22 protein-coding genes are annotated in these 18,018 nt (G+C 64.4%); 3 read left to right on the top strand and 19 right to left on the bottom strand.

The window, feature by feature from the left end:
* Nucleotides 1-18 precede the first annotated feature (18 nt).
* The 18 genes from ureG to ccoN all read right to left on the bottom strand — a co-directional run bounded on the left by ureG (nt 19) and on the right by ccoN (nt 14,205).
* Nucleotides 19-657, bottom strand: a complete 639-nt coding sequence (gene ureG / locus KJP29_RS05985) for an urease accessory protein UreG (protein WP_218462652.1) — start codon at nt 655-657, stop codon at nt 19-21.
* On the bottom strand, nt 654-1,292 hold the full coding sequence (locus tag KJP29_RS05980; RefSeq protein WP_218462934.1) for an urease accessory protein UreF: 639 nt from the start codon (nt 1,290-1,292) through the stop codon (nt 654-656). The genes ureG and KJP29_RS05980 overlap by 4 nt, the downstream gene beginning before the upstream one ends.
* The gene (locus KJP29_RS05975) at nt 1,282-1,809 is read right to left on the bottom strand and encodes an urease accessory protein UreE (protein WP_218462651.1); all 528 of its coding nucleotides are present in this window, start codon (nt 1,807-1,809) and stop codon (nt 1,282-1,284) included. The genes KJP29_RS05980 and KJP29_RS05975 overlap by 11 nt, the downstream gene beginning before the upstream one ends.
* Before the next feature lie 24 nt (nt 1,810-1,833).
* The gene (gene ureC / locus KJP29_RS05970; RefSeq protein WP_218462650.1) at nt 1,834-3,552 is read right to left on the bottom strand and encodes an urease subunit alpha; all 1,719 of its coding nucleotides are present in this window, start codon (nt 3,550-3,552) and stop codon (nt 1,834-1,836) included.
* 71 nt (nt 3,553-3,623) lie between these two features.
* Complete coding sequence (locus tag KJP29_RS05965; RefSeq protein WP_255553458.1) at nt 3,624-3,929, bottom strand: antifreeze protein; 306 nt, start codon at nt 3,927-3,929, stop codon at nt 3,624-3,626.
* Entirely contained in the window at nt 3,926-4,408 is a 483-nt protein-coding gene (locus KJP29_RS05960; RefSeq protein ID WP_218462649.1) for a GFA family protein, read from the bottom strand. The genes KJP29_RS05965 and KJP29_RS05960 overlap by 4 nt, the downstream gene beginning before the upstream one ends.
* Nucleotides 4,408-4,713, bottom strand: a complete 306-nt coding sequence (locus KJP29_RS05955; protein ID WP_218462648.1) for an urease subunit beta — start codon at nt 4,711-4,713, stop codon at nt 4,408-4,410. Before KJP29_RS05955 ends, KJP29_RS05960 begins: the two co-directional genes overlap by 1 nt.
* Nucleotides 4,710-4,892, bottom strand: coding sequence for a hypothetical protein (locus tag KJP29_RS05950; RefSeq protein ID WP_218462647.1), 183 nt, complete (start codon nt 4,890-4,892; stop codon nt 4,710-4,712). The genes KJP29_RS05955 and KJP29_RS05950 overlap by 4 nt, the downstream gene beginning before the upstream one ends.
* Nucleotides 4,893-4,901: 9 nt before the next feature.
* Nucleotides 4,902-5,204 carry an urease subunit gamma gene (locus tag KJP29_RS05945; RefSeq protein ID WP_218462646.1) on the bottom strand — a complete coding sequence of 101 codons (303 nt, stop codon included), beginning with the start codon at nt 5,202-5,204 and terminating at the stop codon, nt 4,902-4,904.
* Nucleotide 5,205: 1 nt separating this feature from the next.
* On the bottom strand, nt 5,206-6,039 hold the full coding sequence (locus KJP29_RS05940; RefSeq protein WP_218462645.1) for an urease accessory protein UreD: 834 nt from the start codon (nt 6,037-6,039) through the stop codon (nt 5,206-5,208).
* 174 nt (nt 6,040-6,213) lie between these two features.
* On the bottom strand, nt 6,214-6,375 hold the full coding sequence (ccoS, locus tag KJP29_RS05935) for a cbb3-type cytochrome oxidase assembly protein CcoS (protein WP_218462644.1): 162 nt from the start codon (nt 6,373-6,375) through the stop codon (nt 6,214-6,216).
* Nucleotides 6,372-8,558, bottom strand: a complete 2,187-nt coding sequence (locus KJP29_RS05930) for a heavy metal translocating P-type ATPase (protein WP_218462643.1) — start codon at nt 8,556-8,558, stop codon at nt 6,372-6,374. The genes ccoS and KJP29_RS05930 overlap by 4 nt, the downstream gene beginning before the upstream one ends.
* Nucleotides 8,559-8,567: 9 nt before the next feature.
* Complete coding sequence (locus tag KJP29_RS05925; RefSeq protein ID WP_218462642.1) at nt 8,568-9,056, bottom strand: FixH family protein; 489 nt, start codon at nt 9,054-9,056, stop codon at nt 8,568-8,570.
* Nucleotides 9,053-10,480 (bottom strand): cytochrome c oxidase accessory protein CcoG, encoded by a 1,428-nt coding sequence (gene ccoG, locus KJP29_RS05920; protein WP_218462641.1) that lies wholly within the window; start codon nt 10,478-10,480, stop codon nt 9,053-9,055. Before ccoG ends, KJP29_RS05925 begins: the two co-directional genes overlap by 4 nt.
* A 300-nt stretch (nt 10,481-10,780) precedes the next feature.
* Nucleotides 10,781-11,641, bottom strand: coding sequence for a cytochrome-c oxidase, cbb3-type subunit III (gene ccoP / locus KJP29_RS05915; RefSeq protein WP_218462640.1), 861 nt, complete (start codon nt 11,639-11,641; stop codon nt 10,781-10,783).
* 12 nt (nt 11,642-11,653) lie between these two features.
* Nucleotides 11,654-11,830 carry a cbb3-type cytochrome c oxidase subunit 3 gene (locus KJP29_RS05910; RefSeq protein WP_218462639.1) on the bottom strand — a complete coding sequence of 59 codons (177 nt, stop codon included), beginning with the start codon at nt 11,828-11,830 and terminating at the stop codon, nt 11,654-11,656.
* A 9-nt stretch (nt 11,831-11,839) separates the two neighbouring features.
* Nucleotides 11,840-12,592 carry a cytochrome-c oxidase, cbb3-type subunit II gene (ccoO, locus tag KJP29_RS05905; RefSeq protein ID WP_218462638.1) on the bottom strand — a complete coding sequence of 251 codons (753 nt, stop codon included), beginning with the start codon at nt 12,590-12,592 and terminating at the stop codon, nt 11,840-11,842.
* Between the two features lie 14 nt (nt 12,593-12,606).
* Nucleotides 12,607-14,205, bottom strand: a complete 1,599-nt coding sequence (ccoN, locus tag KJP29_RS05900; RefSeq protein WP_218462637.1) for a cytochrome-c oxidase, cbb3-type subunit I — start codon at nt 14,203-14,205, stop codon at nt 12,607-12,609.
* Between the two features lie 253 nt (nt 14,206-14,458).
* Between ccoN and KJP29_RS05895 the strand changes: the two genes are divergently transcribed.
* Both KJP29_RS05895 and KJP29_RS05890 read left to right on the top strand, forming a co-directional pair.
* Complete coding sequence (locus tag KJP29_RS05895) at nt 14,459-15,298, top strand: universal stress protein (protein WP_218462636.1); 840 nt, start codon at nt 14,459-14,461, stop codon at nt 15,296-15,298.
* A 162-nt stretch (nt 15,299-15,460) separates the two neighbouring features.
* Nucleotides 15,461-15,769: a hypothetical protein gene (locus tag KJP29_RS05890; RefSeq protein ID WP_218462635.1), complete on the top strand. Its 309-nt coding sequence runs from the start codon at nt 15,461-15,463 to the stop codon at nt 15,767-15,769.
* 69 nt (nt 15,770-15,838) lie between these two features.
* Here KJP29_RS05890 and fnrL read toward each other — a convergent pair whose 3' ends face one another.
* Nucleotides 15,839-16,579 (bottom strand): transcriptional regulator FnrL, encoded by a 741-nt coding sequence (fnrL, locus tag KJP29_RS05885; protein ID WP_218462634.1) that lies wholly within the window; start codon nt 16,577-16,579, stop codon nt 15,839-15,841.
* 64 nt (nt 16,580-16,643) lie between these two features.
* Between fnrL and hemN the strand changes: the two genes are divergently transcribed.
* Nucleotides 16,644-17,999 carry an oxygen-independent coproporphyrinogen III oxidase gene (gene hemN / locus KJP29_RS05880; RefSeq protein ID WP_218462633.1) on the top strand — a complete coding sequence of 452 codons (1,356 nt, stop codon included), beginning with the start codon at nt 16,644-16,646 and terminating at the stop codon, nt 17,997-17,999.
* The last annotated feature ends 19 nt before the right edge of the window (nt 18,000-18,018 follow it).

The raw sequence follows: 18,018 nt of genomic DNA, 5'->3' as shown, positions 1-18,018 counted from the left end.
CGGCGTCGCAGCACCGTGCTAGGCGGCATCGACCGAAGACGCCGGGCGCAGGGCCAGCCCGCCAAGCTCCACGAGCGCGTTAACGACGGCCTCCACGCCGTCGCCATGCCGAAGGGAGGTGAATACGAAGGGCTTGCCTACCCGCATCCGGGTGGCGTCCCGCTCCATCACGTCGAGGTTGGCCCCGACATAGGGCGCGAGGTCGCGTTTGTTGATCACCAGAAGATCGCTCCGACAGATTGCGGGGCCGCCCTTGCGGGGGATTTCTTCGCCCGCCGCGACGTCGATCACGTAGAAGGTGATGTCGGCCAGTTCCGGCGAAAAGGTCGCGGACAGATTGTCGCCGCCACTTTCGATCAGGATCAGGTCGAGGTCCGGATGCCGCGCATTGAGCTCGGCCACCGCTGCGAGGTTGATCGAGGCGTCCTCGCGGATCGCGGTATGGGGGCAACCGCCGGTCTCGACGCCCATGACGCGGTCGTCTGGCAGGATCTGCATCCGCATGAGCGCCTCGGCGTCCTCCTGCGTGTAGATGTCGTTGGTGATTACCGCCATGGAACAGCGGTCCTTGAGTGCGCGGGCCAGTTGGGCGGTGAGCGTGGTCTTGCCCGCACCCACGGGTCCACCGATTCCGACGCGCAGGGGGCCGTTGGTCATGAGCGGAAGATCCTCGAATACTGGGTTTCGTGCTTCATCGCCGCGATATCGGACAGGAAGGTCGCGCTGGCGATGTGCGACAGGTTGCCGTCGGTCGCTTCGGCAGCCGTCTCGGCGCAGACCGGGGCGAGGTTTCGGATCACCCGCTGCGCGTCCGTCTGACCGATGGGCCCAAGCCGCTGGGCCGCGCTCACCAGGTTCGAGATGAAGACCTGCAGATAGAGCGTCAGCGTCATCTCGAGCGGCAGATGTTCAATGGCGGCGGCACGGCCCAAAGCGACCGGATAGGTCAGCCCGGCCAGTTCCCGGTCCCAGACGTGACCGACCACATCGCAGAAGGCCCGCCCCTGCGCCACCGTCTCAAGAAGCCGCTCCCGGCAGGGCGCAAAGGCGCGGGCCATGCTGTCGACTTCGGAGAGGGGCACGTCGCCATGGAAGGCCGCCGCGACGAAATGCGCGTCGGCATGGGCGGATCCCAGCGTGAGAAGATCGGTGAGCCAGGCTTCCAGCGTTCCGGCATCGGTGATCCAGCCGGCGTGAAAGGCGGCTTCCAGCCCGTGGGAATAGGTGAAGGCCCCCACGGGAAAGGCGGGCGAGAGCCATTGGTGAAGCGTCATGACGGCATCAGTGCGCATGATCGGGTCCTTCGTGTCCATGCTCATGGTCGTGGTCATGATCGCCTGCGGTCGGACCATGGCCATGAGAATGATCGTGCCCGTGCGTGCGCCCGTGTCCATAGGCGCCCCCCTCGGGGGTGAAGGGTGCTTCGATTTCGAGCAGGGTCGCGCCGAGGCGGATGAGCATGTCCGCCAAAACATGATCGCGTTTGATTAAAATGCGGGCGTTCGGTGAATCGATCTCTGCGGGCGTGTGGCGGTTGCCGATGTGCCAGGCGAGTCGCAGGATGTCGGGGCCCGTCACCTCGATCAGGGCCTCTTGGGCCGCCACGACACCGACCCGGCGACCATCGTCCAGAACGAAGGCGTCGAAGGCTCCGACGCTCGTTGTCTTGGGCAGATCGACGAGAAACCGCTCGCCCGCCGTGGTGGTCAGCACCTTTCGCCGCAGGAACCGTTCGTCATAGGTCAGGACGACCTCGAGGTCCGGGTGATGGACGTGGGCGACGGTTTCGGCGGTGGGAAGGCGGGTCATGGTCGGTCCTTGGTCGCTCAGGCGTCAGAACAGGAAATAGCGCTGCGCCATGGGAAGTTCGGTTGCCGGTTCGCAGGTCAGAAGCTCGCCGTTCGCGCGCACCTCGTAGGTCTCGGGGTGCACCTCGATCTGTGGCAGCGTGTCGTTGAGTTTCAGGTCGCGCTTGCCGATGCCACGGGTATTGGTCACGGGCAGGCACTCCTTGGCGAGCCCCAGATGTTTGCCGATGGAGGAATTGTGGGCGGCACCGCTGACGAAGAGCACGGCGGAGTTTTCGACCGCCCGCCCCATGGCCCCGAACATCGGGCGGGAATAGACCGGTTGCGGCGTCGGGATCGAGGCATTCGGGTCACCCATCTGCGCCATGGCGATCATGCCGCCGATCAGCACCATCTCGGGCTTCACGCCGAAGAACGCGGTGTTCCAGAGCACGAGATCGGCGCGCTTGCCCACTTCGATGGATCCGATCTCGTGGCTCATGCCATGGGCGATGGCCGGGTTGATCGTGTATTTCGCGATGTAGCGGCGGACGCGGAAGTTGTCGTTGTCGCCGGTTTCCTCGGCCAGTTTCCCGCGCTGTTTCTTCATCTTGTCGGCGGTCTGCCACGTGCGGATGATGACCTCGCCGACCCGACCCATCGCCTGACTGTCCGACGCGATGATCGAAAACGCCCCCATATCGTGCAGGATGTCCTCGGCCGCGATGGTTTCGCGCCGGATGCGGCTTTCGGCAAAGGCCACGTCCTCGGGGATCGACTTGTCCAAGTGGTGACAGACCATGAGCATGTCGAGGTGTTCCTCGAGCGTGTTCACGGTGAAGGGCCGCGTCGGGTTGGTGGACGAGGGCAGCACGAAGTCTTCGCCGCAGACCTTGATGATGTCCGGCGCATGGCCACCGCCCGCCCCTTCGGTGTGGAAGGCGTGGATCGTCCGGCCCTTCATGGCCGCGACGGTGTTTTCGACAAAACCGGATTCGTTCAGCGTGTCGGTGTGGATCATCACCTGCACGTCCATGTCGTCGGCGACCGACAGACAGGTGTCGATGGCGGCGGGCGTGGTGCCCCAATCCTCATGCAGCTTGAGGCAACAGGCCCCGGCCATCACCTGTTCTTCGAGCGCGGCGGGAAGCGAGGCGTTGCCCTTGCCAGCCAGACCGATATTCATCGGCACGCCATCGAGCGCCATGAGCATCCGCCCGATATTCCAGGGCCCCGGCGTGCAGGTGGTGGCGAGCGTGCCATGGGCGGGACCGGTGCCGCCGCCCAGCATCGTGGTCAGGCCCGAATGCAGAGCGTCCTCGATCTGCTGCGGCGCGATGAAGTGAATGTGGCTGTCCATCCCGCCTGCGGTCAGGATCTTACCTTCGCCCGCGATGACCTCGGTCCCCGGTCCGATGATGATGGTCACACCCGACTGCGTATCGGGATTGCCCGCCTTGCCGATGGCCACGATCCGCCCCGACCGGATGCCGACATCGGCCTTGAAGATGCCGGTGTGGTCCACGATCAGCGCGTTGGTGATGACAAGGTCGACGGCCCCATCGCCACGCGTGACCTGGCTTTGACCCATCCCGTCGCGGATGACCTTGCCGCCGCCGAACTTTACCTGATCGCCATAACCCCCCTCGGCGGTCAGGTCGCGCTCGACCTCGATGATCAGGTCGGTGTCGGCAAGCCGCACCTTGTCGCCGGTCGTGGGGCCGAACATCGCGGCATAGTCGGAGCGTCTGATTTTCGCGGGCATGTTAGCCGTCCTCGCCTTGCATCCTTGTTTCGCGCCCGAGATCCGTCTCTGGCGCGTCCGTTCATCCCACCCTAGGGCAGTCTTGGCCCGCGTTTCGCGAGCCGTTTCACGTTTGATTTCGTCTTCTGCCGGATCGGCTTCATCGCGGCCTTGGCGGCGTCGCCCCCGGTCGCGGCGGCCACACTGGCGTTCATGATGGCGCGGGTATAGGCGCCGGTCTTTTCCGACAGCATCCGCGCATTCTCGGACGGGGTTACCGACCAGAGCCCGGCCATCCCCCAGAGCCGCATGGCAATGACCATGTTGGCCTCGCCCACGATCATTCCGGCCTCAATCACATTGGCCCAATAGTCCATCGGGGTCGGCAGGCGTCTCATCCGGCGTAGACTCCCTGCGCCTTGTGCCAGTCGACAAGGGACACGTCGGGGTAGCTGTCGAACACCTGATCGCCCTCGGACACCTCCGCCTTAACCCAGTCGGGCTTCTCGCCCATGAAGATATGGGTGATGCTGGGCGGCGCGCGAAGCGGCGTGCGGATGACCCCAGCGATGGGGTGGACAAGCTCGGGCCAGCGCTCATCGAAGAGCCAGAGTTGCGTCCCGCAGGCCCTGCAATAATACCGCTCGGCCCCCGAATGGCCGCCCGTGTCGAGCCTGGCCTGAAAGCTGTCCATCCCCTCCCAGTTGTCCACCGACAGCGTTTCCGTGATGGCCCCGATGTTCACCGAGTATCCCCCGCCCCCGGCCGAAACCCGGCAGATCGTGCAGTAGCACCGCTGATAAGGAACCGGCGTCGCGCTCTCGACGGTGAAGTTCACCGCGCCGCACTGACATCCGCCTTCGATCGTCACGGTCATCAGAGGCTCCCCATCACCTTCTGATTGAAGCCATAGACCGTGCGCGTGCCGCCCAAGGGCACCAGATTGACCTCGCGCGACTGCCCCGGCTCGAACCGGACGGCGGTGCCCGGCGCGATATCGAGCCGCATGCCCCGCACCTTCTCGCGGTCGAAGTCGAGCGCCGGGTTCGTCTCGTAGAAATGGTAATGCGATCCGACCTGGACCGGGCGGTCCCCGGTATTGGCAACCATGATCGTGACGACCTCGGCCCCCTCGTTGAGGGTGAGTTCGCCGGGAGCGGCCATGACCTCGCCGGGGATCATTGGTCGCCTCGCCGGGCTTCGGCCAGCGCCCGTACCACCGCGACCGAAGACAACGCCACACCGATCACGGCGGCCATGGCGGCGATCCAGAAGCCGTCCGACTCGTGCAGATGCGGAGCGTCAAGGGGATGCGCCAGCGCGGGCGTCGTGGTCAGCACAAGGACGATGAGGGCACGCATATCGGTCTCCTACCTGATGGGGTTGTGAACAGTGACGAGCTTGGTGCCGTCCGGGAAAGTCGCTTCCACCTGAACCTCGTGGATCATCTCGGGCACGCCCTCCATGCACTGATCGCGGGTGATGACCTGTGCGCCCGCACGCATCATCTCGGCCACCGAGCGCCCGTCCCGCGCGCCCTCGACCACCGCATCGGTGATCAGCGCGATCGCCTCGGGATGGTTGAGCTTCACGCCACGCGCCAGCCGGTTGCGGGCCACGATGGCGGCCATCGAGACCAGCAGCTTGTCTTTTTCTCTCGGGGTCAGGTTCATGTCAGAGCATCCAGGGTCTTGGGATTTCGTCGTCGTTGAGCAGCCGGATCGCGGGCACGATGACCTGCCTGAGCCGCCAGCCGTCCGGGGCCACCACGCGGGCGACCAGAATGTCATCTGCCAGAAGGCTCGCACCCCCGGTCCCGGGCATCAAGGCCCGAAGACGGTCAAGCATCGCCGCTGCCTCGGGACCGACGAGGACCAGTGCCGCCATCGCCCGCGCACCTCCCATCGTGGCGCGCGAGGCCATGTGTCCGGCAATATCGCCCGACAGGTTCACGCCGTCCGCATAGAGCGGCACACCGCCACGCCGGATCGTCACCCGGTCCATGAACCGTCCCTCGCACAGCTCTTCTCCCATGGCGACGCGCCCCAGCACCAGCGGCTCGACCATCAGGAACCGCGCATCATCGGCCAGGTCCACGGTCAGGCGACGCGCGAAGTTCATCTCGTTGAACAGGATCGTCTCCTGCGGGAGCCAGTTGAGCCGGGCGCCCGCCCCGGCCGTCAACATGGTCTCGACCCGCCCCGGTGCCTCGCCCCGGGCGGCATAGGCGCGCTCGGCCGCCTGCGTGGTCAGGGTCAGCGTCGTGCCCTCGCCCGCGCGTGCCTCGAGAAAGAAGCGATCCCCTCCGGTGACGCCGCCCGCCGTGTTGATCAGCATGGCGTCCAGATGGTCCGCGAAGGTCCGGGGAAACAGGCACTTCAGTGAGCCCGACATCGACAGGTCGTCGATCACGCTCGCCTTGCCACGAAGCTTCGCGCTCAGCCGCACCGCGCCGCGCGCACGGGGCTGGGCGGCTTCCGTGATCGGAGCGGCGGTCAAAGCGGTCATGATTCCTCCGGTGGCACCGGACTTGATCAGACAGGAGGGGCCGGGGGAAGTCAGGCGGTCGCAGTTCATTCCGAACGACGGACCGTCGCGACAGAATGCGACCGCTCATGAAATGAGCTGACCGCACAAAATAGGGGCGAAATGAAAACCGGGCGCGCGCTGGCCCGGCATGCCTCAGTCCTCGGCGGGCTTGTCGTCGTACTGCCCCGACAGGATCCGCTGGGCCGCGCCCTCGGGGTCGTCATACTGACCGCGCTTCATGGTCCAGACGAAGAGGACCAGCCCCAGCATGCCGAGGAAGATGGAAACCGGGATGAGGAAGACCAGAACGTTCATTTCACACGCAGTCTGAGGGCATTGAGGGAGACGATAATCGACGAGGTCGACATCGCCAAGGCCGCCGACAGCGGCGTGGCCAGGCCGATCAGCGCGAGCGGGATCGACACGGCGTTGTAGACGACCGCGACACCGAAGTTCTCCTTGATCCGACGCGTGGCTTTCTTTGCCGTGGCCAGCGTGTCGGGAAGCGGTGCGAGCGATTTGCCCAGAAGCACGATGTCGCTGACCACGCGCGCGGCTTCGAGCGCGGAAGCCGGCGAGATCGACACATGCGCCGCCGCCAGCGCCGCCGTGTCGTTGAGCCCGTCGCCCACCATGAGCACCCGTTTGCCTTCGGCCGCGAGCGCCTCCAGCACCGCGACCTTGCCTTCAGGGAGCATGCCCGAACGGTAATCTTCGATGCCCAAACGATGCGCCACGTCGCGCACCGCCGCCTGGGCGTCGCCGGAGACCAGCGTGACGCCGTATCCCGCTGCTTTCAGCGCCGTCACCGCCTCGCCCGCGCCGTCGCGCAGCGCGTCGGTGAAGGTAAAGGCGACCGCGGGCCGCTTGCCGATCTTGAGATAGGTCGCGGTCCGACCGATCTGGGCAGCACCCACCCATTCGGCGCGGCCAAGGCGAACCTCCTGCCCGTCGTGCAGCGCCTCGATCCCGTGGCCCGGCACTTCCCGAACGGAGGACACAACCGCCGCCGGCACCCCCGCATGGGAGGCAATGGCACGGGCCAGCGGATGCGCCGAGCCTTGGGCCAGCGCGACCGCAACGGCCAGATCCTCGTCCGTATGATCGCCAAGATTGTCCGGCGTCGGGTTGCCTTCGGTCAGCGTGCCGGTCTTGTCGAAGACCACGTGATCGACCTCGGCCAGACGTTCCATCGCCGTCGCGCTTTTCAGGAGCATCCCGCGCTTGAAGAGCCGCCCGGACGCCGCCGTCGTCACCGCCGGCACGGCAAGACCCAGTGCGCAGGGACAGGTGATGATGAGGGTCGCCACAGCGATATTGAGCGCGAGGCGCACGTCGCCCCCCGAGATGACCAGCCACACGACGAAAGCCGCCAGCGCCAGAAGATGCACGACAGGCGCATAGAACGCCGCCGCCTTGTCCGCGAGCGACGTGTACTTGTTGCGCGCGGTTTCCGCGATGGCGACGAGGTCGGCCATGCGGTGGAGCGAGCTGTCCTTGCCCGCAGCAGCGACCCGGACCGTCAAGGGCCCGGTCAGGTTGTGCTCGCCCGCGTTCACCATGGCACCCGGCCCGGCAAAGACGGGCAGGCTTTCGCCCGTCAGGAGCGAACGGTCCACCTCGCTCTCGCCGGTTTCGACCATGCCGTCCACCGGAACACGGTTGCCGGGGGTGACGCGGACCAGATCGCCGATGGCGAGCTCGGCGACCGGCACGACCTCGTCCCTGTCGCCCACGATTCGGTGCGCACGCGGCACTTCCAGCGCGGCCAGTTCCTCGGCCGCCGATCGGGCCACGGCGCGGGTCCGGTGGTCGAGATAGCGGCCTGCGAGCAGGAACATGGTCAGCGAAATCGCAGCGTCGAAATAGGCGTTCTCGCCATGGTTCATCACCTCGTAGACCGACATGCCCGAAGCGAGCAGGATGGCGAGCGAGATCGGCACGTCCATGTTGAGCCGCTTCACGCGGAGCGCCGACCAGGCCGAGATGAAAAAGGGCTGCGCGGAAAATGCGACGATGGGCAGCGCGATCCCTGCGCTCACCCAGTGGAACATGTCGCGCGTTGCGTCCGACGCCCCGGACCAGACCGCGACGGACAGGAGCATCACGTTCATCATGCCGAAAAACGCGACGCCCAGCCGCATCAGAAGGTCCTTCGAGCGTTTGTCCGTCTCGGTCGCGGACAGTGCCCCGGCATCTAGCTCATAAGCCTCGTAGCCGATGGAGGTCAGGTAGGCGGCAAGCTCTTCCGCCTCTATCCCCTGGTCCGCTTCCACCGTCGCGCGCTTGAGCGTCAGGTTCACCCGCGCCGAGCGCACGCCCGGTTGCGTCGCGAGCCCGCTTTCCACCCCGACGATACAGGCCGCGCAATGAGCGGTGGGCAGCGAGAGCATGATGCGTTTCGCTTCACCGCCGTTGCCGGCATAACCCCGCCCCGCCGTGCTTTCGGCAAGCGCGGCTGCATCGCAGGCAGGACAGGCGGAAACGGGTGCGGCCATGATCGGATCTCAGGACTTCGGAACGAAAAGCTCGATGAGCTTGCGGTAGCGGGTGCCATCGGCGGCGGTGGCGGACAGGCGCATTTCCCATTTGCCGTAGTCAAGCTGGCCGACCTCGGCGACATAGGCGCCGGTCATGGTCCGGATAAACTCCGGCTCCTGATCGTCGAGCACATGCGTCGCGCGGCCAAGGATGCCGCCGATCTCGGCCACTTCGACGGGAAGACCCGTCTCATCCGTGATCCGGAGCGACAGTTGCGTGCCGAGGATCCCCGGCTCGACCGTCCATCCCAGCGCCTCCTGCGCCGCACGGTCCGCGTCGAACTGCTGGCTCGCGACATAGGAGTTCTTCGTCTCGAGGCCCGGAAAGGTGCTCACGGCCTGCACCGCCATGAAGACGTTGACCCCGATGATGACCGCGAAAGCGCTCACGAAGATCGCCAGCACGTGCCAGCCGGTCAGCTTGCGGCCGGAGTGTTCCTGTTCAACCACGCTCATTGCCCTCTCCCATTGAAGACCGTGTCATGGAAAGTCCGGTCGCCCGTGACCCCGTCGATGACCCAGATGCGGATTTCGGTTCTGTCGTCCCGCGCCATGTCGGTTCCCGCCGGGGCGGTCACGTAAAGACGCGTCTTGCCTTCCGTGTCGGCGGGGACCGAGAGCATCGTCTCGACCGTGCCTTCCACGTTTACCATGAAGGGGCTGTCGATGCCGAGCGTGAAGTAGAACGGCCGACTTTCCCCATGCTTGTTACGCACGCCCACCTCGTAGGTGTTGCGCACCGACCCGTCCGAGAGCGTCACGAAGGTCGGGTTGCGCACCGGGCGAACGGTCAGGTCGATCACCGGACGCACGAAGAGCATCACGGTCAGCGCCACGCCGATGGCGGCCCAGAGGAAGGTGTAGAGCAGCACGCGCGGGCGCAGGACGTGTTTGATGAGCGAGCGCTTGTGCCCGCCGGCGCGTTCGTGGACCTCGTCCTTCAGCGCGATGTAGTCGATCAGCCCGCGCGGCTTGCCGACCTTGTCCATCATCTCGTCACAGGCGTCGATGCAGAGCGCGCAGGTGATACATTCGAGCTGCTGACCGTCGCGGATGTCGATCCCCATGGGGCACACGTTCACGCAGGCGTTGCAGTCGATGCAGTCGCCCAGCCCTTCGCGCTGCTTACCCCGACCACGCGGCTCGCCCCGCCAGTCGCGGTAGGCGACGACGACGGTGTCCTCGTCCATCATCGCGGCCTGGATGCGCGGCCAGGGGCAGGCATAGATACAGATCTGTTCCCGCGCGACACCGCCGAAGAAGAAGGTCGTGAAGGTCATGATCGCGATGGTGGTATAGGCGACCGGATGCGCGTTCCCGGTAAAGAGATCGCCCAGAAGCTGCGGCGCATCTGTGAAATAGAAGACCCAGGCCCCGCCGGTCGCCGCACCGATCAACAGCCAGACCGCCCATTTCGACAGCCGGAGCCGCCATTTGCGCAGGTTCCACTTGGCATTCCACAGGCGCACGCGGGCGTTGCGGTCGCCCTCGATCCAGCGCTCGGTCAGGATGAAAAGGTCGGTCCAGACGGTCTGCGGGCAGGCATAGCCGCACCAGACCCGGCCCAGCGCCGAGGTGAAGAGAAAGAGCCCAAGCCCCGCCATGATGAGAAGCCCCGCGATGAAATAAAATTCATGCGGCCAGATCTCGATCCAGAAGAAGAAGAAGCGGCGCCCGGCGAGGTCCACGAGTACCGCCTGGTCGGGCAGGTTCGGCCCGCGGTCCCAGCGGATCCACGGCGTCAGGTAATAGACGCCAAGCGTCAGCGCCATGATCCACCATTTCAGCGCACGAAATTTGCCGCGCACGCGTCGCGGAAACACGGGTTCGCGGGCCGCATAGAGCTTCTGCGGGCTCTCGGGTGAGTCGGTCGTAGCCATGGAATCTTCCGTCGCGCTTGTCATTACCGTGTCATCTATCCGATCCGAAAAGCCGCAAACTTTGACTTGCATCAACATTTCACAGTCGGGCGGCCTTTCATGCGCAAGTTGACGTTACGTAATGCAGATCTTTCGGACATGTTTTCCGGATAGTCTGTCCGATAATGAAAAAAGCCAGGGGTCACCCCCTGGCCAGTTGTTTGGTTGGCACCGACCCCGGAGAAACGCGCGAACAGGATCAGGGGTCGGTGCCGTCACCCCAAGGAGTGAGGCCTTGGGGATCTCGGGTGCAGGATGGCGTTATTCGCCGCCACCCAGCTGGTGAACATAGGCCGCGACGGCCTTGATCTGGGCTTCGTCCAGACGGGCGTTCCAGTTCGGCATCGCGCCTTTCGGACCGACGCGGACCGAATGCTCGACGCTTTGCTCGTCGCCGCCATAGAGCCAGATCGCATCCGCGAGGTTGGGCGCACCCTGCTCGCGGTCGCCCTGGGCGTTCTCGCCATGGCAGGCCGTGCAGTTGTCGGCAAAGACCACGGCGCCTTCTTCGACGTTACCCATGCTCTCCATGCCGGAGAGCGAGCGGACATAGGCCACCACGTTGGTGATTTCCTCGTCCGAAAGGTAGTCGTCGCCAAAGGCGGGCATTTCCGAGAAGCGGGCATCGTCGTCGGTGCCGTTGCGGATACCATGCGTCACCGTATAGGTGATCGCCTCGATATCGCCCCCCCAGAGCCAGTCGTCGTCCAGCAGGTTGGGATAGCCGTTGCCTTCGGCCACACCGTCCGCCCCCGCGCCATGGCACTGGGAGCAATAGGTGGCGAAGGTGGCACGCCCGGACTGGATCGCATAGTTGCTCACTGCTTCGTTGGCCGCGATCTCGGTCACGTCCATCGCAGCAAGTTCGGCCTTGATGCCCGCGTTCATCTCGGCGAAGCGGTCGATCTCGGAGGCCACCTCGGTGCGGGTCGAATACCCGAGAACACCGCGTGTCGCCCCGTTGATCAGCGGCCAGGCCGGATAGGCGATGGTATAGCCGATGCCCCAGACGATGGTTGCGTAGAAGGTCCAGACCCACCAGCGCGGCAAGGGGTTGTTGAACTCCTTGATGCCGTCCCATTCATGGCCGGTGGTGCCGACGTCTTGTTTCTTGTCGCTCATGTCCAGGCCTCCTTAGTTGTCCGCGCTCTGCGCGGGTTGATCGTTACGGAAGGGGGCCAGCGCCGCGTCTTCGTGGATCGCACGGGAGCCGGGGCGAAACACCCAGACAACCATGAGAACGAAGAAGAGAAACATGGCGAGAAGCACCCAGCTGTCCGCGATTTCCCGAAAGATGGAATAGGTGTCCATGGTTCTGCCTCACCGGATCCAGTCTTCGGGCGTCTGCTCGAATTCCGAGAAGTCGACGAGCGTGCCCAGCATCTGCATGTAGGCGATGAGCGCGTCCATCTCGGTCAGCTGCGGCTGCCCGTCGAAGTTGCGGATCTGTGCGCCGGGGTAGCGTTCCACGACCCCGCCTGCGTCGCTGTCCTCGAAGACGATCCCGTCAGGGTCGGCCTGGGACTTGAAGTCCGCGACCGCCATCTCGAGTTGCTCGTCCGTGTAGGGAACGCCGACGAAGCGGTTGGTGCGCAACACGTCCTCGACATAGCGCCCGTCGATCGGACGGTCGAGCAGGTAGGCGTAGTTCGGCATCACCGACTCCGGCACCACGGACTGCGGGTTCACGAGGTGATCCACGTGCCATTCGTCCGAGTAGCGTCCGCCCACACGGGCGAGGTCGGGACCGGTGCGCTTGGAGCCCCACTGGAACGGATGGTCGTATTGCGACTCCGCGGCCAGCGAGTAGTGTCCGTAGCGTTCCACCTCGTCGCGCATCGGCCGGATCATCTGCGAATGGCACACGTAGCAGCCTTCGCGGATATAGATGTTCCGGCCTTCCATCTCGAGCGGCGAGTAGGGCCGCACCCCTTCCACGTCCTCGATGGTGTTCTCGAGGTAGAAGAGGGGCGCGATCTCGACGATGCCGCCGACGGTGACCACGAGGAGCGAGAAGACCAGCAGGAGCGTGGCGTTCTTCTCGAGGACGGCGTGTTTATCAAGGATTGCCATTGATCTGGTTCCCCTTATTCGGCGGCGACGGCGGCAGTGGTGCTGGGCTCAGCCAGCGGGGCACGACGCACCGTCATCCAGAGGTTGTAGGCCATGATCAGCGCACCAGTGAGGTAGAGCACCCCGCCCAGACCGCGGACCACATACATCGGGAACTTGGCGGCAACCGTGTCGGCGAAGGAGTTCACGAGGAAGCCCTGTGCGTCCACTTCGCGCCACATCAGGCCTTCCATGATCCCCGACACCCACATGGCGGCGGCGTAGAGAATGATCCCGATGGTGGCGAGCCAGAAGTGCCAGCTCACGAGTTTGAGGGAGTAGAGACCCTGCTTGTTCCACAGTTTCGGGAACAGGAAGTAGAGCATCCCGAAGGTGATCATGCCGTTCCAGCCCAGAGCACCCGAGTGCACGTGACCGATGGTCCAGTCCGTGTAGTGGCTGAGCGAGTTGACAGCCTTGATGGACATCATCGGGCCTTCGAAGGTCGACATGCCGTAGAAGCCCACCGAGATGACCATCATGCGGATGATCGGGTCGGTGCGCAGCTTGTCCCAGGCGCCCGAGAGCGTCATCAGGCCGTTGATCATGCCACCCCAGGACGGCATCCAGAGCACGACCGAGAACACCATGCCGAGGGTCGAGGCCCAATCCGGCAGCGCGGTGTAATGGAGGTGGTGCGGACCGGCCCAGATGTAGAGGAAGATCAGCGCCCAGAAGTGGATGATCGACAGCTTGTAGGAGAACACGGGGCGCTCGGCCTGCTTCGGAATGAAGTAATACATCATGCCCAGGAAGCCCGCGGTCAGGAAGAAGCCCACGGCGTTGTGGCCATACCACCACTGTGTCATCGCGTCCTGCACACCGGCAAAGACCTGCACCGACTTCGAGCCGAAGATCGACACCGGGATCGACAGGTTGTTGACCACGTGAAGCATCGCGATGGTGATGATGAAGGACAGGTAGAACCAGTTCGCCACGTAGATGTGGGGTTCTTTCCGTTTCATCAGCGTACCGAGGAAGACCAGCAGATAGGCGACCCAGACGATGGTGAGCCAGAGGTCCACATACCATTCCGGTTCGGCGTATTCCTTGCCCTGTGTGGAGCCCAGCACATAGCCGGTCGCGGCGAGCAGGATGACGATCTGGTAGCCCCAGAAGACGAACCAGGCGAGCCCGTCATTCCACAGGCGCGCGCCCGAGGTCCGCTGGACCACGTAGAAGGACGAAGTGATGAGCGCCGTGCCCCCGAAGGCGAAGATCACCGCCGAGGTATGCAGCGGCCGCAGGCGGCCGAAGTTGAGGAAGCCCTCGGCCCAGGCAAAGTTCATCTGCGGAAACGCGAGCATGAACGCGATATAGGTCCCGACGAGGAAGCCCACGACGCCCCAGAAGGCGGTGAGAGCCACACCCCAGCGGATCGGCCCGTCGAGATACCCGGATTTCGGAGCAGGTTCATGACCCATGCGGCGCAGGGTAAAGATGAACATGCCGCCTGCGATCGCCACGACCAGAATGGCGTGGACCAGGTAAGCAAGATCGCGGGCATAGGTCGTGGCAATCGCGGCCAGCACTGCAATGAGGCCGAAGATTACCAGCTTGAGATAATCCCACATTTTTCGTCCCTTCTGTCTGTCATCGCGCAAGACATCCGAGAGACGAATCCCATCAGTCCGCGCTGTTCGACTGACTGGGGATTTGAACGTTTCGCCGTCCATTAACCTTGATCCATGTCAAAAGCTTCCTATGAGACCGGAAAAAACGGGTTTGACCCAAATCAAGGCGATGGCCGTGGCTGCGCCGCAATGTTGGAACAATTACCCTTGACCCGGTCTTTCTCAGGAAAGGCCCTACCAACAGGAGGCGGACATGGCCTTTCGCTCCATCACCACTGTGATCACTGACATCGACGGCTCCGCGTCGGCCCTTCAGGCGGCAATCGCGCTGACCCAGCAGGAAGAGGCGCATCTCGACGTGCTGTGCCTGGGACTCGACCGGACACAGCCGGGTTTCTACTATGCCGGGGCGACCGCGGTCGTCATGCAGGACACGCTACAGGCGGCGCGGGAAGAGGCGCTATCGCTTGAAAACCACGCCCGTTCCAAGCTCGCCGGCGTGACCTTCAACTGGTCTGCCACCGGCATTTCCGCGCAAATGATCGGGCTCAACGCCCTCGTTGCGCATCGCACCCGCTTCTCCGATCTCGTGATCCTGCCCCGCCCCTATGGTCAGGGTCGCGGGCACGACACCGAAGCCATCGTCGAGGCCGCGATGTTCGAAGGCGACGTGCCGGTGATCGTGCAGCCGGACGGCAAGGCATTCCCTGATAAGATCGACCGCGTCGTGATCGGCTGGAACGAAAGCCGCGAGGCGATGCGCGCCACCCGCGCCGCGCTGCCCTTCCTTAAGGCCGCCGATACGGTGAGCGTGGCGATCATCGACCCGCCCAAGCACGGACCGGAACGGTCGGACCCCGGCGGCCAGCTGTCGCAGTTCCTCGCCCGCCACGGCATCCGTGCCGAAGTGTCGGTCCTGTCCAAGACCATGCCGCGTGTGGCAGACGTCCTGATGCGTCACGCTTCGGATGTGGACGCCGACATGCTCGTCATGGGCGCCTACAGCCATTCGCGGTTCCGGGAATCGATCATGGGCGGAGCAACGCGCAACATGCTCGAGGCCGCGGAACTTCCGCTCTTCCTCGCGCATTGAGGACGTGACGGACGACACGTCCACCCCTCCCTGAACGACTTGGCCGGTGGTTTTCCACCGGCCTTTTTCTTTCCGATAATCCGAACTTACTTTTAGTGATCAGGAACTTGCCAAGTTCTTCTAGCGGCCGCACTTACGGGATGCGCCGGTTCGTCTTCGAACGTGAAGGCCATCGACATACCGGCGGATACCTACAGCGGGCTGTCATGTCGTCAGATCGAAACGAAAGCGCGGGAAGTCGCCGCTCAGACCAGCGCAGCCGCTGGGGTTCAGGACCAGAACGCGTCACGGGACGCCATCGCGACGGGCGTGGCGGTCGTGCTGTTCTGGCCAGCGGCCTTCTTCGTGGGCGGCAACGACCAGGCTGCGTCTCAGCTTGCCCTCTACAAGGGCCAGATGAATGCGCGCCAGATCGCCTCGGAATCCAAGAACTGCGGGCTGGTCTTCAAGACGGTCGAACCTAACGCCTAGCCCGTCTTCGAACGGAAAAACGCAGGGGATGGCCAATGGCCGGCCCCTGCGGACCCTCGGGGACAGCGATCAGGATATGAACCCGCCGTCCACATCGTCGCCGGTTTCCAGAAGCAGGGTCTCGAAATCCGGCACGATCACGCGCCGCTTGCCCTCGAGTTCGATGATCCCTTCCTTCTTCAGGGCCGAGATCTGGCGGCTTACCGTTTCAAGCGTGAGCCCGAGGTAGTCCGCCATCGACTCCCGGGTCAGGGGCAGGTCGAAGATCATGCCATTCTTGGGCGATTGCTTGCGCAGCGACGCATCGCGCCGTGCCACGATGACGAGGAGCGAGGCAATCTTTTCGCGCGCCGTCTTGCGGCCCAGGACCGTCATCCACTCCCGTGCCGAATCGAGCTCGTCCAGCGTCATTTCCAGAAGCCGCTGGCCGATATGGGGCGTCGTGGTCATGAGCCCCTCGAAGGGCCGACGCCGGAAGCAGCAGACGGTGACATCGCTCACCGCCGTCACGTCGAAGGGGGCTTCGGTGCGGCCCGGACGGCCGATGAAATCCGAAGGCAGAAGCAGGCCGACCATCTGGGTGCGCCCGTCTTCCATCGTCTGCGACAAGGTCGCGATCCCGGTCACGACCGAAGCCACGAACTCCATGTGGTCGCCCTTCCACAGGATCGGCTGACCCGCTTCGTAGGTCCGGTAATACTTGATCTCCTCGAGAGTTTCCAATTCGTCCGGCTCGCAACGCGAGCACACGGCGCGGTGCCGGATCGGACAATTGGAACAGTCCTTGAGGTCAAGGTGAAGAGATCCCATCGCGAGGGGGCCTTTTTGATCCGTGTCAATGTCGCGCGCCAAAAGCACCTATAAAGCTAGCCCAATGAACAACATTGTGCAACTTCGCAAGCTGGGGCTCTTTGACGCGCGTGTGCCGCGTTACACGAGCTATCCGACCGCTCCGCATTTCGCCGGCGGCGTCACGACCGAGACGGTCACCGACTGGATCAAGACGATCCCGGAGGGGTCGAACATCTCGCTCTACCTTCACGTGCCCTTCTGCCGTCGGCTGTGCTGGTTCTGCGCCTGCCGCACGCAGGGCACGACGACGGCAGAGCCGGTCGAGGCCTATGTAGGTACGCTTATGCAGGAGCTGAAACTTCTGGCGGACATACTGCCCGAGGGCGTTCAGCTCGGCCATCTGCACTGGGGTGGCGGCACGCCCACGCTCCTTCAGCCGGACATGATGCGACGGCTTGGGGCGGCGATCTTCACCACTGCGCCTCTCGCACCGGGCGCGCAGTTCTCGGTCGAGATCGACCCCAACGAAATCGACGACGACCGGATGGACGCCCTGGCGGAAATCGGCCTCAACCGCGCGTCGATCGGTGTTCAGGATTTCGATCCGATGATCCAGGAAGTCATCGGCCGCCCGCAGAGTTACGAGGTGACGAAGGCGGCCGTCGACGGGTTGCGCGCCCGCGGCATCGCTTCGCTCAACGTCGACCTGCTCTACGGCCTGCCCCACCAGACGCTGACCCGGATGCGGCGGTCGGTGGATCAGGTTCTGTCCCTCGATCCCGACCGGATCGCGCTCTTCGGCTATGCCCATGTGCCTTGGATGGCCCGGCGCCAGAACCTCATCCCGATCGAGGCGCTGCCGTCACCCGAGGAACGGCTCGCCCTCTTCGACACAGCGCGCGACATGTTCGTGGCGGCTGGCCACACCGAAATCGGCATCGACCATTTCGCCAAGCCTGCCGACGGGCTGGCCCGGGCGCATCGCGAGGGCACCCTCAGACGGAACTTCCAGGGCTACACCGAGGACGGCAGCGGCATCCTGATCGGTATCGGAGCCTCCTCGATCAGCCGCTATCCGCAGGGTTACGCCCAGAACGCTCCAGCTACCTCGAAATATCAGGCCGCGGTGCGCGGCGGGCAGCTCGCCATTTCGCGCGGCCATGCCTTCCGGGGCGACGACCGGCTGCGCGGTCGCATCATCGAGGCGCTCCTGTGCGACTTCCGCGCCGACCTGACCGCCATCGCGCGCAAACATGGCGTGGAGCCCGCCGGCGTGATCGCCATGGTCGACGGTCTGGATCAGGCGATGCCCGACACGGTCACACTGACGGACGGCGTGCTCGCCATTCAGGATCACGCACGCCCGCTCGCCCGCATGATCGCGCGCTACTTCGACGCCTACGAGATGAACGAGGCCGGCCATAGCCAAGCGGTCTGATTGCGACTAGCCTGCGCCT

The organism is Maritimibacter sp. DP1N21-5, from assembly GCF_019218295.1.
In the GTDB taxonomy this organism is placed as follows: Bacteria; Pseudomonadota; Alphaproteobacteria; order Rhodobacterales; family Rhodobacteraceae; genus Maritimibacter.
The sequence above is the reverse complement of the archived record's forward strand: the minus strand, read 5'-3'. Positions and strand labels throughout refer to the sequence as shown.

Bases quoted from the DNA above. Each gene is read 5' to 3' on its own strand.
- ccoP (WP_218462640.1), bottom strand. From the start codon at position 11,641: ATGAGCGACAAGAAACAAGACGTCGGCACCACCGGCCATGAATGGGAC.
- KJP29_RS05945 (WP_218462646.1), bottom strand. From the start codon at position 5,204: ATGAACCTGACCCCGAGAGAAAAAGACAAGCTGCTGGTCTCGATGGCC.
- KJP29_RS05965 (WP_255553458.1), bottom strand. From the start codon at position 3,929: ATGAGACGCCTGCCGACCCCGATGGACTATTGGGCCAATGTGATTGAG.
- KJP29_RS05950 (WP_218462647.1), bottom strand. From the start codon at position 4,892: ATGCGTGCCCTCATCGTCCTTGTGCTGACCACGACGCCCGCGCTGGCG.
- ccoS (WP_218462644.1), bottom strand. From the start codon at position 6,375: ATGAACGTTCTGGTCTTCCTCATCCCGGTTTCCATCTTCCTCGGCATG.
- KJP29_RS05980 (WP_218462934.1), bottom strand. From the start codon at position 1,292: ATGCGCACTGATGCCGTCATGACGCTTCACCAATGGCTCTCGCCCGCC.
- KJP29_RS05955 (WP_218462648.1), bottom strand. From the start codon at position 4,713: ATGATCCCCGGCGAGGTCATGGCCGCTCCCGGCGAACTCACCCTCAAC.
- KJP29_RS05940 (WP_218462645.1), bottom strand. From the start codon at position 6,039: ATGACCGCTTTGACCGCCGCTCCGATCACGGAAGCCGCCCAGCCCCGT.
- ureC (WP_218462650.1), bottom strand. From the start codon at position 3,552: ATGCCCGCGAAAATCAGACGCTCCGACTATGCCGCGATGTTCGGCCCC.
- hemN (WP_218462633.1), top strand. From the start codon at position 16,644: ATGAACAACATTGTGCAACTTCGCAAGCTGGGGCTCTTTGACGCGCGT.
- ccoN (WP_218462637.1), bottom strand. From the start codon at position 14,205: ATGTGGGATTATCTCAAGCTGGTAATCTTCGGCCTCATTGCAGTGCTG.
- ccoO (WP_218462638.1), bottom strand. From the start codon at position 12,592: ATGGCAATCCTTGATAAACACGCCGTCCTCGAGAAGAACGCCACGCTC.
- ccoG (WP_218462641.1), bottom strand. From the start codon at position 10,480: ATGGCTACGACCGACTCACCCGAGAGCCCGCAGAAGCTCTATGCGGCC.
- fnrL (WP_218462634.1), bottom strand. From the start codon at position 16,579: ATGGGATCTCTTCACCTTGACCTCAAGGACTGTTCCAATTGTCCGATC.
- ureG (WP_218462652.1), bottom strand. From the start codon at position 657: ATGACCAACGGCCCCCTGCGCGTCGGAATCGGTGGACCCGTGGGTGCG.
- KJP29_RS05960 (WP_218462649.1), bottom strand. From the start codon at position 4,408: ATGACCGTGACGATCGAAGGCGGATGTCAGTGCGGCGCGGTGAACTTC.
- KJP29_RS05910 (WP_218462639.1), bottom strand. From the start codon at position 11,830: ATGGACACCTATTCCATCTTTCGGGAAATCGCGGACAGCTGGGTGCTT.
- KJP29_RS05975 (WP_218462651.1), bottom strand. From the start codon at position 1,809: ATGACCCGCCTTCCCACCGCCGAAACCGTCGCCCACGTCCATCACCCG.
- KJP29_RS05895 (WP_218462636.1), top strand. From the start codon at position 14,459: ATGGCCTTTCGCTCCATCACCACTGTGATCACTGACATCGACGGCTCC.
- KJP29_RS05925 (WP_218462642.1), bottom strand. From the start codon at position 9,056: ATGAGCGTGGTTGAACAGGAACACTCCGGCCGCAAGCTGACCGGCTGG.
- KJP29_RS05930 (WP_218462643.1), bottom strand. From the start codon at position 8,558: ATGGCCGCACCCGTTTCCGCCTGTCCTGCCTGCGATGCAGCCGCGCTT.